At 63.9% G+C, this 11,698-nt stretch carries 13 protein-coding genes; 9 read left to right on the top strand and 4 right to left on the bottom strand.

Annotated elements, in window-relative coordinates; translation table 11 throughout:
* Window positions 1-1,765 precede the first annotated feature (1,765 nt).
* The 5 genes from Q7514_RS30360 (at window position 1,766) to Q7514_RS30380 (ending at window position 6,750) form a co-directional block, all read left to right on the top strand.
* Entirely contained in the window at window positions 1,766-2,488 is a 723-nt protein-coding gene (locus tag Q7514_RS30360) for an SDR family oxidoreductase (protein ID WP_330136970.1), read from the top strand.
* A gap of 754 nt (window positions 2,489-3,242) precedes the next feature.
* A complete protein-coding gene (locus Q7514_RS30365) occupies window positions 3,243-3,884 on the top strand; it encodes a ParA family protein (protein ID WP_330136971.1) in 642 nt (213 codons plus the stop codon).
* Window positions 3,881-4,282, top strand: a complete 402-nt coding sequence (locus Q7514_RS30370; RefSeq protein WP_330136972.1) for a hypothetical protein — start codon at window positions 3,881-3,883, stop codon at window positions 4,280-4,282. Before Q7514_RS30365 ends, Q7514_RS30370 begins: the two co-directional genes overlap by 4 nt.
* 110 nt (window positions 4,283-4,392) lie before the next feature.
* Window positions 4,393-5,469, top strand: coding sequence for a winged helix-turn-helix domain-containing protein (locus Q7514_RS30375; RefSeq protein ID WP_330136973.1), 1,077 nt, complete (start codon window positions 4,393-4,395; stop codon window positions 5,467-5,469).
* A gap of 375 nt (window positions 5,470-5,844) precedes the next feature.
* The gene (locus tag Q7514_RS30380) at window positions 5,845-6,750 is read left to right on the top strand and encodes a hypothetical protein (protein ID WP_330136974.1); all 906 of its coding nucleotides are present in this window, start codon (window positions 5,845-5,847) and stop codon (window positions 6,748-6,750) included.
* 39 nt (window positions 6,751-6,789) lie between these two features.
* On the opposite strand, the gene Q7514_RS30385 is transcribed toward Q7514_RS30380, so the two are convergent.
* Entirely contained in the window at window positions 6,790-7,200 is a 411-nt protein-coding gene (locus Q7514_RS30385) for a hypothetical protein (protein ID WP_330136975.1), read from the bottom strand.
* 557 nt (window positions 7,201-7,757) lie between these two features.
* On the opposite strand from Q7514_RS30385, the gene Q7514_RS30390 reads away from it, so the two are divergent.
* The 4 genes from Q7514_RS30390 (at window position 7,758) to Q7514_RS30405 (ending at window position 9,535) form a co-directional block, all read left to right on the top strand.
* A complete protein-coding gene (locus Q7514_RS30390) occupies window positions 7,758-8,174 on the top strand; it encodes a hypothetical protein (protein ID WP_330136976.1) in 417 nt (138 codons plus the stop codon).
* A gap of 31 nt (window positions 8,175-8,205) precedes the next feature.
* Window positions 8,206-8,628 (top strand): hypothetical protein, encoded by a 423-nt coding sequence (locus Q7514_RS30395; RefSeq protein ID WP_330136977.1) that lies wholly within the window; start codon window positions 8,206-8,208, stop codon window positions 8,626-8,628.
* A 64-nt stretch (window positions 8,629-8,692) separates the two neighbouring features.
* Entirely contained in the window at window positions 8,693-9,088 is a 396-nt protein-coding gene (locus Q7514_RS30400; RefSeq protein WP_330136978.1) for a hypothetical protein, read from the top strand.
* 156 nt (window positions 9,089-9,244) lie between these two features.
* On the top strand, window positions 9,245-9,535 hold the full coding sequence (locus tag Q7514_RS30405) for a hypothetical protein (protein ID WP_330136979.1): 291 nt from the start codon (window positions 9,245-9,247) through the stop codon (window positions 9,533-9,535).
* 339 nt (window positions 9,536-9,874) lie between these two features.
* Here Q7514_RS30405 and Q7514_RS30410 read toward each other — a convergent pair whose 3' ends face one another.
* From Q7514_RS30410 to Q7514_RS30420, 3 genes are all read right to left on the bottom strand, one after another.
* Complete coding sequence (locus tag Q7514_RS30410; protein WP_006553200.1) at window positions 9,875-10,492, bottom strand: recombinase family protein; 618 nt, start codon at window positions 10,490-10,492, stop codon at window positions 9,875-9,877.
* 128 nt (window positions 10,493-10,620) lie between these two features.
* A complete protein-coding gene (locus Q7514_RS30415) occupies window positions 10,621-11,157 on the bottom strand; it encodes a PaaI family thioesterase (RefSeq protein ID WP_006553199.1) in 537 nt (178 codons plus the stop codon).
* A gap of 22 nt (window positions 11,158-11,179) precedes the next feature.
* Complete coding sequence (locus Q7514_RS30420) at window positions 11,180-11,629, bottom strand: universal stress protein (RefSeq protein WP_033098578.1); 450 nt, start codon at window positions 11,627-11,629, stop codon at window positions 11,180-11,182.
* Window positions 11,630-11,698 lie beyond the last annotated feature (69 nt).

The following is an 11,698-nucleotide window of genomic DNA, read 5'->3' on the forward strand; positions in this document are numbered from 1 at the left end:
CGCCTCGACGGCGTCGATGCCGAGGACGGCACCTGCGGCCCCGTGGGCGATCTATCTGACCAGCACGGACCACCGATACCGGCTTCTTGCTTTCGACTTCGACAGCGGGCGTCATGGCGCTGACGTAGCGAACGCCGACGCCGCGCGAATCTGTGCACACTTGGTCGAACTGGGAGTACCGCATCTGCGCGTGCACTCCGGCCCGACTGGCGGCCAGCACGTGTGGGTGCGGCTCAGCGGGCCGGGCGCGGGGGCAGCCGACGTGCGCCAGCTCGCCCACGCGCTGCGACAGCACTACCCGAGCCTTGATACCGCCCCCCTGAACAATGCCGTCACGGGCGCAGTCCGCCCGCCCGGCGCACCACACCGACACGGTGGCTGCTCGCTCCCCCACATCCAAGGGAAAGTCCTCAAGGACACTCTCGCGCGTATGGCGCACGGCGCGGCCCCCGAGATCGTGGAATGGCTGCTCGCACGCCATCCCCACACCGCCACCATGACGCGCGAGAGGGGCACGCATGTCACCCGGATCGTGGAGGACGTCGCGGGTCCGCGGCTCGATCGGCCGAGGCGCGCACTCCCCGAGCGCACCCACGAGCTCCTCGCGGCCGCGCCGACCAAGGGCACTGACAGGTCTGCACGCGCACACAGCATTCTGCTGGGGATGGCACGAGCGGGCCACACCCTCACTGATGTGCGCCGCGCCGTCGGCGTTGCTCCCGGACTCGAACGGCTCCGTGACGACGTCGCCCGCGGCCAGGACGAGGTGGCACGTCAATGGCGGCGCGCGCTCAAGGCAGCAGCGGAGTTCGCACCTGCGGCTGTCATTGAGCGTGCACCGGTCGATGACGAGCTCGACAGGGTGGAAGCGGCTGTCACGACCACTCCGGCACGCTGGGCACGTCCAGGCGGCGCCAGCGACGAGCGAATCCTCCACGCTCTCCTCGTCCTTGCTCGTGCCGCCCGCACTCGCACGGTGGACATCGACGTCCGCAGACTGGCTGAAGCCGCCGCGGTGTCAGCCTCCACGGTCTCTCGACGCCTCCGTGTCCTTGCACGCGAGGGCTGGGTCACTTGCACCAGGGAAGGGGCGGGAACCCGCGCAGCGACCTGGGAACTAGTGTTCAGTGAAATAGATGCAACACAAGGGGAACCCGCCCCCGCTTCTAGAGGTACCTCTCCCCCCCTCCTGCACCACCACACTCACGATCTCTGGACAAACCGAACTGGACTTGGCGGCGTTGCAGCTCGTATCCACTGGGCAGCTACAAATTTCGGGAAATACTCCTTTTCCGAATCTCACAGAACCCCTCTAGTGCACTTCGTTTCTACTGCAACCGGATACTCACTCGCTACCGTGACCAGAACCCTTGTCCACCTGCGCACCCTCGGAATCCTCCCGGCTCCATCCAGTGCGCAAAGCACGACCCAGATGGATAAGGCAGCCCAACTCCTGGGCGCAGAAGGGAATGCATCCCGCAGGGCGCACCGGCATCTTGTCGACCGCGAACTACACCGCTGGTGGACAGAAGAAATCGAGTGGCGATCCCGGACAGGACCGAAGCGCGGTGTCAGAGCAATTCCCACCGGCACCATCGCTCTGCCCATTACCGCGCCCGCACGCGCGCGCTACGGCCGCTTCCCCACCACCGAGACCGGTCGGGCCGACTATCAGAGTGCCCGAGCAGCTGTTATCAGCGCACTTGAGGGATCTGCCCTGCACTACCGTCCGGCGGCTTAGCGCTGATTCGATAGGTTGGACGCCATGCCATCCACGACACCCCGCACTGTGTTCGTCACCGGCGGCAGCAAGGGCATCGGCCTAGTTACCGCCCAGGCCCTTGCAACCGAAGGCCACCGAGTCGCTGTCACCTACAACAGCTCACCACCCCCAGAAGGGCTGTTCGGCGTCAAATGCGACGTCACCAGCACCGACTCCGTCGATGAAGCTTTCACTGCCGTGGAAGAGCACTACGGCCCGGTTGAGATCGTGGTTTCCAACGCCGGCATCACCAAGGACACGCTGCTTCCACGTATGGAGGAAGACGACTTTCTTGACGTTCTGAACACCAACTTGGTTGCCGGATACCGCGTGTCCAAGCGTGCGAGCCGCAACATGATCAAGCAGAAGTTCGGACGCTTCATCTTCATCGGATCGGCCTCGGGTATGTCCGGCGTGCCGGGCCAGACGAACTACACCGCGTCGAAGGCCGGCGTGATCGGCCTCGCGCGCAGCATTGCAAGGGAGTTCGCCAGCAGTAAGCGTGCAATCACCGCGAACGTCGTCGCTCCAGGTTTCACCGAAACCGATATGGCCGCCCAGGTCAACGAGAAGCATCTCGAACAGATGAAAGAGATCATCCCTCTCCAGCGGTTCGCCCAGCCTGAGGAAATCGCATCCGCCGTTGTGTGGCTTGCTTCCGACGGTGCGGGCTACGTTAACGGCGCCGTGATCCCGGTCGACGGTGGAATCGGCATGGGGCACTGAGAAATCCGATGAGACAACCCGGCGCTGAGCTTGTGCTAGCTCGGTGCCAACGAGGAGCCACCGGTCATGAAGCCGGGCACTCGACAGCGTCTGAACACACGGCCGGTTTGAGCAGGATTCGGGAGAGCTGATAACGTCAGCCTCACATCCGCAGGTATTCGTACCTGAGAGAAAGCCCCCCCGGGAAACCGGGGGGCTTTCTTGCGTGGTGGGGCCATTGTCCTCACGTCGAGTGCGGCGGTGGCACCGACGGGATCTGGCGGCACGCGGCCCAAGCGTCAGCTTGATGAGTAGCCCACTCCCCCATCGATTCGGCACCGATCACATTGACACAGCTGAAGGGATCGACGCGCCCTCTGAAAGTCGGGCAGGAGGCGCGAGTGGTCGGTGACCGCGGTGCCCTACATCTCTGGGTCACGGTGTAGGGATTTGCTGGTGGGTGCCGTTACGCCGCCGGGAGGTCTACGGAAGTACGGATATACGTTTCAGGGATGCACCCGCAGGAAGAGGCATATATCCGTAAATACGGAAATACGCGATTGCTGAAACACGGCGTGGCGGATCTACGTAAACGCGGATTGCCGCATACGATGATGCGCGGATCTACGGGATTCCGTGTCTACGTCCTTGCGGAGCTACGGAACACCGCATCTACGTATGAACGGATCTACGGGGTAGCGCATCAGCGGAGACGCGGGAGCACGGACTTCCGTAAATGCGATTGAGAGCCGGACGAAGAAGGGAGCTTGGCGCAATGATCATCATCGCCGTTATGAACCTCAAAGGAGGTTCGAGCAAGACAACCTCGGCGGCCTTCCTTGCTCATGCCCTCCATGAAGCAGGGCTACGAGTACTCGGCGTGGACGCCGATGGCGAGAACGAATCTCTCCTTCAGTGGCAAGCACTGGGGGAGTGGCCCTTTCCCGTTATCGGCATGGCTGTCCCGAACATCCATCGGCAGCTTCCAGGTATTGCCAACGACCGATACGACGCCGTCGTCATCGACACCCCGCCGATGAAGGAACAGCGCAACATCGTCCTTTCTGCAGCTCGCCTGGCCACACACGTCGTCTGCCCCCTCGCTCCGACCTCGATGGAATACGGCCGACTCCCCGCTGTCCGGCAACTCCTCGCGGACGCCACGGAACTGCGTAACGATCAGAAGCCGATCTTCTCGATCCTGTTCACCCGTACGGTGGCGAACGCCTCTTCCACCGAGGCATACCGGGAAGTCATCACAGAAGAAGGCGATCACGTCCTCAAAGTCCCCGTCGCCCGTAAGGAGAAATTCGCTCAGGCATACGGCTTGCCGATCGAGAACGCCCTTGCCACCGCGTACGGCGATGCGATTGCTGAACTACTGGACATGACAGGTGAGGAGGCGGTGTCAGCATGACCAGCCAGAAGGACCGCATCCGCGAACAAGTCCTGCGCGCTAGGCAAAAGCAGGAGTCTGACGCGCCGTCGTCATCCGCCCGTGAGGAGGATGACGGCATCAGGGAGCAGTCCGCCCCACCATCGAGCCGCAAGACACCAGCACCAGAAGTGAAAGCCCCGACACGAACGAGCAAGGGAACCCACACACCACGGTTGCGCCCGGTACGGAAAAACGTGGACTTGTCGCCGGACCTGAATCGTCGCTTCGGGGACTGGCAGCGCGACACCGCGATTGAATTGGGGCTGGCCCGAGTCACCGCCCAAGACGTACTCACCGAGTTGCTCATCGAGCTGTTGGGTGATCCCCTCCTCAGCGAGCGCATCAAGGAACGCCTTCACGAATCCGTAGACCAGTAAATGCGTATATCCGTATTTCCGTAGCACGGCCCGAAAGGGCGCCCTGCATGGAATTGCCGCTCCGCAGGACGCCCATGACCAGAAAACAGCAGATCGGAGTTCCCTGAGTCATGTCCGACGATACAGCCCACCCCACCGGCTCGTTGCGTAGGAAGTTGCCAACGATCCGCCCGAAGATGCTGGGCATCGTGGCGGTTGCAGCGATGGCACTGTTCCTCGCCGCACTCGCATTTACCCTCTCCTTCGATGCGCTGCGTGCACTGGCCATCGAGATCAACGTGCATCCGAGTCGCGCATGGATGGCCCCGGTTGCCATCGACGTTGCACAAGCCGCTGCAACAGCCGGCTATGTCATCTTCCGGGTTTCCGGCAAATACGGCTATGCACGCTTCTACTGCATGGCGTTGGCAATCGTCACCGTCGCTCTGAGCGTCGTTGGCAACGCCTACCACTCCTGGCAGATGGCCGCCCGCAACATCGCTCGCGTTGCAGCGGGGGAGGACCTCGGTTTTGTTCCGCAACCACCGGCGATCGCGGCGATCATCGCGGCGATCTTCCCGCTGTTGTGGCTCGCCCTATTTCATCTCTTCACCATGCTGTTGCAGGTAGTCATCGACGAGCGTGCCCAGCACCGCAACGCCACCGCGCCGCGCACCACCGTGCAACCCGCGTCCGCCCACGACTTCGCGGCAGCCCCGAGCACCGCACCGCACCTCACCTCAGTGGACGAGCACGCCCACACCGTGGTTGCAGCCGCCGCACCGGCGTTGGCACCTCATACATGCGACGACAACGATGCAACACAGATTGAGGTCGACCGCGACTCTATCGATGCCAACGCACCGCGAGTTGCCCCTGTCTACGAGCCTTCCGTTGCCAACACAACGGTCGTGGACGAGCACGCAGACGGTGCAACGCGCAACGGCTACCCACAAACTCCGGACGGGTTGCACCGGTTCCTCGCCGATTGCAACTTCACCAAGACGGTCAAGGAAGTTGTAGCCATGCTCATCGACGACCCGCACCTGAAGCAGACCGAGGTTGCGCAACGGTTGCACGTGGACAAGTCCACCGTCAGCCGGCGGTGGCGACTGTTCGTTGCAGCCGCCGAAACCGAAGGCTTCGCGGTGCCACCATTGCCTGCAATCGAGGTCTCTGCACCGGTGCGTGAGTTGCAACCGGCATAGCCACGACCCGCTGTGAACGAGCGCGCACCGCGCCGCTACCGATGGCATCGTTGTCTGCCGCAGTGCTCCGCAACGTTGCACACCACATGGGAGGGAATCACGATGGGCAAGTCAAAAAAGCGGAAACCGGCACCTTCCCAACCTCGGAAGTTCAAACCCCGTGAACAGTTCAACCACGGACTGGCGGTCCGTCGGCGCGCACACATGGCGCTGGCTGACTTGAGGCCCCCGCAGATGCCGCTACTGCTTGAGGCCCTCGACAACACAGCGACACCCGTGTTCGAACATCTCAAACCCTTCGGGCAAGTGGTCCCCGAACTCGCTGAGTTTCGGAAGACCAGGAGAATCGGACCTACCCTTGCTCGCTGGTGCCAGATGGCCAACGTGTCGGCCGAAACCTTGCTGGTGAACCGGGAGCACTACTTCTGCATCGGATCCAATACGACTACCCCCGGCGCGGTCGACGAACACACCCTGGTGGCGATGTATATCGCCTACCGTTGCACGAGCGGCGCAATCCAGGACAAACACGCGTACTACGCCTCCGAGGAAATGACCGCACTCATACTGGCCGGCAGTGAAACATCCGCCGAGGTGAGCGTCACCCCAGCGGATCTGCCGTCGCCCACAGGGGTCGTCTATCTCTCGCACGCGGATAACCCGTTGTTGATGCTCTGGGAAGTCCTCTACGACGATTTACTGTCGGTGCAACTCGTTCCTGCGGAAGGGGCCCAGTCCTTCATCGACCACGATGGCTCGCTCCAGACCGGCTACGGAAATCGCTTCATCAATGACCTGTACCTCCCCCTCCCGACCGCGGAAGCTCTTCTCAGCCCCCTCGAAAGCGATACCCCCCCGAGCCTCCGAGAGATCGGTGGATACACGCCAGGGATGCCTGCCGACGCACAGAAAGATGTGCGGAAGATCTACCAGGGGTGGGCCTCCACCCAGATCCTCGAAATCTTCATCTCCTTCACCCATATGCTGAGGCAGCGCACCACCGAGATGAGGTCTGCCTCTGGACCCGGCTCTACGCGAGGGAAACAGGGCCGGACGTCCACGAACATCACGTACCTGTCCTACCGTCCGCCAGCAGGTAAACGGCCGGCCCCTGACACACCCACCACTCGGAACTACACGAACCGCTGGACAGTCCGCGGGCACTGGAAACGACAGTGGTACCCGAGCGAACAGCGGCATCATCCGATGTGGATCTCGACATACATCGCCGGACCCGAAGGTGCTCCCATCAAGACCTCGGACAAGGTCACCGTGCTCTGAGAACGGAGAAAATCCTGATCGTTCCCGACTCGAAGAACATCACTGAGTGGATGCTTCGACCGCGGCCGGCTCGAACGACAAGATCACAAGACCTGGAAGCCTCCTTCGCGGGCGAACCTCATGGTGGCGAGGCCTGGCGTCGGGATGGGTCAGATCACGGACACGCACATCGAGTAACTGAGCCAAAGCGACAGTCTGCTCCCAACTTGGGTATTCCGCGCCTAACTCCCAATGATCAACCGCAGGCTCTTCCGCAAGGCAGGCAGCATCGACGCTGGGACCGACGTGGCCGCCGGCGTCGAGCAGACGGGTGAGGTAGTACGGCACGAGTTTCCCGGCCTTCCACAGGGCGTGTTCCTCGCTGTCCGGGTCGGTGAACGAGCCTGTGACCTCGAATTCCGCCGCAAACTGCTGCGCACGCTCGAGATCGGCCGGTGACACCGTCTCCACGCGCTCCCCGACACGAGGCTCAGTCGCAATGGCGGTAGCTCGGGTCCTGCAACGGAAAAGCTTGAACACGGACGCTCCTCTGGTGTGAATCAGAATGGGACCACAGCACGATAAGCGGCGCTGGGAAGGGATGCGGACACACCAGGTTGTCCCGGACAGATCCGCAGGTAGCGAACCTGACCGACGTCAAAGGCGTTTACTGTGGAGACGTGGTGCTGGACTGGCACTCACCCACCGGTGCACCACCTCCGACGCCGGACAGCCGGTGCGCCTCCGGCGCACACCGATTCGAGCTCCGCTGCGCTCCGCCCTGTTGAAGAGCTTTCTTTTTCCCTTCTGGCCTTCCGATTTTGACCGGCGGTGACCTGCACGCAACCCCTGGGCGCTGCGCGGCCTACGGCCCGGAAAATTCTCTCCTCCGCTGCGCTCCACCGAGATTTTTCCGTCCCAGAAGTTGCGCTCCGGCCCCCTCATGCCGGTCTACATCTCCTTTGCCAGAAGGGCAAAAGAACGGTCGGGGCCACCACCGTTCTCACGTCGAGCAGGGGAGTGCAGCAATGGCGCACAACGAGACGGACCAGCAGTTCGAGGGATTCGACTTTCACCGGGACGTGGTCGGCGACGATCTGGTCGTCGACGGCGTCGTGTACGACTCGCACATCTGGAAGGAAGACGGTGCGGGCGGGGTGATGCGCCGCTCCGAGGCGGCACGCGACCTCGAACCGACCTCTCAGGAGATCGCGACCGACGAGATTCTTCGCCGCGCCGACGCGGTCGCGGGCGACTTCGCAGCTCTGGCACGCAACATCTCCACCGGACCGAACATCTCGGAGCTGCTGGCCGCCACTCGCAGCTGCTGCGCGACGCCGAGGAATGGGACGTGCAGCCCTCGCGTATCGAGGCGGTCATCGGCGCCGCGCTTGCGAACGCCTGACGATCCCGGGGCGGGCCACGGTCCCGCCCCGGTGTCCTGACCGAATCCGCTGCCGATCCGGAAGAGACGACATGACCACATCCGACCTGATGAGCCTGTGGGCGACCTGCATCCTGCCCGGATGCCGCCAGCCCGTCGCAGGAGAACTCGAAGTGTGCGACACCTGCCGCGCCGCGTTCGGTGACTTCCTTCAGGAAACCGACCGCCACACCCTCACGGTCCACGACATCGAAGAACGCGACGCCCACGTCCGAGCGGACTTCTCCAGGTATGCACTGCACACCACCACCACCGCACTCCACGACACCGACACCACCACCAGGACGGGAGGTGTGCAGGCGGGCTCAGCAACCGACCCCACCCGCGCTCTCCTGCGCCCGGACGAGGAAAACACCGAACGGCGAGGCCAACGCTGCTGGATGTGCGAGCAGACACGAACCTGTGTGCGCGAATCCAATGGCTGGGAATGCCGCTCGTGCCGACGGATCCGCTGACCGACCCCCACCCACAGGGAGGCGAGAGCCGCCTTCCTGCCACGACGACTCGAGAGGACCCCGCATGACCCCCAGCATTGACTACGACTTCGCAGGCCCTGCTCCGCAGATCGGTCTGTTCGGTCTCAGTCCGAGATCCGAGCGTGTGACTGCGCCGTTCACCCCGGCCCACCGCGCCGCACTGATCGAGGTCGGCAACGCCAGCTGCGACAGCAACGCCGACGGGGGCGACTGGATCACGGAGTCCGTCGTCCTCGACGACGGGCTGCTGGTGTGGGACGCCGGCGTCGACCGCCTAACCTTCACCGCGGTCCGAGGAGACGACGGACTGTACGTCCAGGTGCTCACCGGGCCCACCGCAGCGCACCTCACCGCACGAGCCGACTGGCCGATCAATCTCGAGCTGCCCCACGAGACCGCCCGCACCATCTGGCATCTGATCGGAATCTTCACCATCTGACACACAGGAAGCTCGGACCGGGGCGCAGCAACCGCCCCGGTCCGAACCACTTCCAGCCTATGGCCACCGGCCATCCCCACCCACACCGGAGCACCAGGATGTCGGACCGGTCGAGTAAGAACCGATAAACACCCCGAACGCCACAGGAGAGTCCATATGCCCGATAACACCCGCAACGGCCCGAGACGTTCGCTACGTGAACGCCTCGAGCCGTTCGGTGAGGACGTGGTGCGAGAGACCGTGGCGCAGCACATCCGTGCCGCCTGCGCGATGGCAGGGGACTTCGGTGGTGAAGATCCCCGCGCGATCATCGACCGACTCGAGGCCGGGGCAGCGATCGAAGACCTGCTCGACGAGCTTCGTCCGAAGGCCCGCGAGGACATTCTCGCGGCCTACCGCCGCCCACGAAGGCGCGCTGATGGATACCGAACAGAACGGAAAGACTAGGAATACCGAATTTACAGTGAGGGTCAGAGTTGACGCTTGTGCTGGATGCGCTCGTTCTGCACGGACAGGAAGACGAACTTGTCTCGCATGACGCGGGGTAGCCGTAGCATTTGCCGAAAATCGGGCGGATATGGCGTAGTGCCCGGTCGGTGATCCGCTCGGCCTGTTGGGTCGAAACGATCGTCTGTCTCGCCACCGGCTCCTGGCGGGCGCGGCGTATCCGCCCAGCTCGCCGACGATCCGATTCGGGCCAGAACTCGTGTGGGACGTAAGGGCCCGCAACCCAAGGTTGTCAGGAAGTGCAAAGTAGCGGGATCCTGACGACAGGCTGGTGAATTCTCAGGCTCGTGGTGCAGCACTGCTGACGATGCGGTGGATGGTGGAGCGGCCGACGCTGTATTCCTCGGCCAGGTCCGCCAGGCTCGCGTCGTCGGCGGGGTCGTGGTAGCGGCGGTGGATTGTTTTCCGTGCCGTGAGAGGAAGTTTCGGCTGCTTGCCCTTGAGCCTGCCTTTCGCGCGGGCCTTGGCCATGCCCTCGCGGGTGCGTAGGTGGTTGAGGTTGGCCTCGAATTCGGCGACCATGGCCAAGGTTTGCAGGAAGAGCTTGCCGAACGGGTCGTTCCAGTCGTAGATCGAGCTCCCGAGTCCGAACAGCACCTCGCGCTCGCGCAGTTCGGTCAGGGTCTGGCCTGCTTCGGCCATGTTGCGTGCGAATCGGTCGAACTTCGGCGTGGTCAGCACTACCTGTCGCCCGTCGATGGCCGCCGCGGCGGAGGTGACGGCGGCGAGTGCGTTGTCGAGCCCGGCCCGGTTCTTGCGGGTGGTCCCGGAGAACCCTTTGTCGATGAAGATCCGCTCACGCGGCACTCCGAGCGCCAATAGCTGCTCGGTTTGGATCTCGACGTCTTGTTCGTCGGTGGAGCAGCGGCAGTATCCGACGCGGAACGGCTCACCCATGCCGAAAGTGTTCCAGATAGCGGGGGTTGACCGGCACAGTCAGCGGAACACCTCTACGGAACACCGGTGAGCTGGGCCGACGTTGGCTCTGCGTGGTGTTCCGGTGGCCGATCCGGTTACGGAACAGGTCAGGGGGTGTTATCGGTGTGTGGGGGTGTGTTGTGGGTGAGGAAGTGGTTGACGTCGACGGTGAGGAACAGGGCGGTGGCGGTGGTGATCACGTGGGCGTGGTCGTTTTCGATGGTGGCTTGCAGGTGGAGTTTGCGGCCGTCGCGGGCGTGGATGTGGGCGCGGAGGGTGTAAGGGGTGTCGAGCAGGATCGGGGCGAGGTAGTCGATGGCAAGGTGGCGGGTGACCGCGGGTTCCCCGACGGTGTAGAGCAGGAGTCCGAACAGTTCGTCGAGGACGGTGGCGACCGCGCCGCCGTGGGCGATCGCGGGGGCGCCGACGTGGCGAGAGTCGAAGCGGTGGTGGGCGTGGACGCCGTGTGCGTCGCGGCGGGCGCGTAGCTGGTGGCCGTGGGGGTTGGCCGGTCCGCAGCCGAGGCAGTGGTCGTGGTGGGGTGGCAGGTCGGCGGAGTCGGGTGCGAGCACAGGGAAGGCGGGAATCCAGTCCGGGACCTGTCGGGGCTCGGGTGTATGGGTGCTGGGTGTGTTCTCGGTCATGGGCGCTTTCTGTGGGGTGTGTCTACCGTGCGGTGGTGAAGAGGATGTCGCAGTGGGCTTTGCGGGCGAGCTCGATCGGTGGGGTAGTCAGCAGCCGGGCCAGCAGCGGTGGCCGGTGGGGATCGGCGGTGACAATGAGGTCGGCGCCGGTGGCGGCGGCCAGGTGCAGCAGCGCGTGCGGGGCGGGTTCGGACAGGATGTGGGTTTCGATGTCGGTGGCGCCGTGGGCGAGGGCGTGCTGGTGGGCGGTCCGCAGGATGGCCTCGGTGGGAGTGGTGCCGCGTAGCTGGTAGGCGTCGGGTCCGAGCCGGTCGAGGTCCGCCCCGAGCTCACGTGCGTCGATGTGGTGGCGGGCGTAGATGATCAGGAGCCGGGCGTGGGTGGCGTGGGCGAGTTCGGCGGCGTGGTCGACCCCACGGTAGGAGCGGTCGGATCCGTCGGTGTCGACGATGATCGTGCGATAGGCCGTCATGACGGGCGTCTTTCACGAGAAGGGAGCGTGTTTTGCGGGGGAAATGGTCGAGATGTATCGGCGGCGTGG

The organism is Rhodococcus artemisiae, assembly GCF_036327795.1.
In the GTDB taxonomy this organism is placed as follows: Bacteria; Actinomycetota; Actinomycetes; order Mycobacteriales; family Mycobacteriaceae; genus Rhodococcus; species Rhodococcus artemisiae.

Coding starts and splice junctions, on each gene's coding strand:
- Q7514_RS30400 (WP_330136978.1), top strand. CDS start 8,693: ATGACCCCCAGCATTGACTACGACTTCGCAGGCCCTGCTCCGCAGATC.
- Q7514_RS30390 (WP_330136976.1), top strand. CDS start 7,758: ATGGCGCACAACGAGACGGACCAGCAGTTCGAGGGATTCGACTTTCAC.
- Q7514_RS30380 (WP_330136974.1), top strand. CDS start 5,845: ATGGCCAACGTGTCGGCCGAAACCTTGCTGGTGAACCGGGAGCACTAC.
- Q7514_RS30420 (WP_033098578.1), bottom strand. CDS start 11,629: ATGACGGCCTATCGCACGATCATCGTCGACACCGACGGATCCGACCGC.
- Q7514_RS30410 (WP_006553200.1), bottom strand. CDS start 10,492: ATGGGTGAGCCGTTCCGCGTCGGATACTGCCGCTGCTCCACCGACGAA.
- Q7514_RS30395 (WP_330136977.1), top strand. CDS start 8,206: ATGACCACATCCGACCTGATGAGCCTGTGGGCGACCTGCATCCTGCCC.
- Q7514_RS30375 (WP_330136973.1), top strand. CDS start 4,393: ATGTCCGACGATACAGCCCACCCCACCGGCTCGTTGCGTAGGAAGTTG.
- Q7514_RS30370 (WP_330136972.1), top strand. CDS start 3,881: ATGACCAGCCAGAAGGACCGCATCCGCGAACAAGTCCTGCGCGCTAGG.
- Q7514_RS30360 (WP_330136970.1), top strand. CDS start 1,766: ATGCCATCCACGACACCCCGCACTGTGTTCGTCACCGGCGGCAGCAAG.
- Q7514_RS30365 (WP_330136971.1), top strand. CDS start 3,243: ATGATCATCATCGCCGTTATGAACCTCAAAGGAGGTTCGAGCAAGACA.
- Q7514_RS30405 (WP_330136979.1), top strand. CDS start 9,245: ATGCCCGATAACACCCGCAACGGCCCGAGACGTTCGCTACGTGAACGC.
- Q7514_RS30415 (WP_006553199.1), bottom strand. CDS start 11,157: ATGACCGAGAACACACCCAGCACCCATACACCCGAGCCCCGACAGGTC.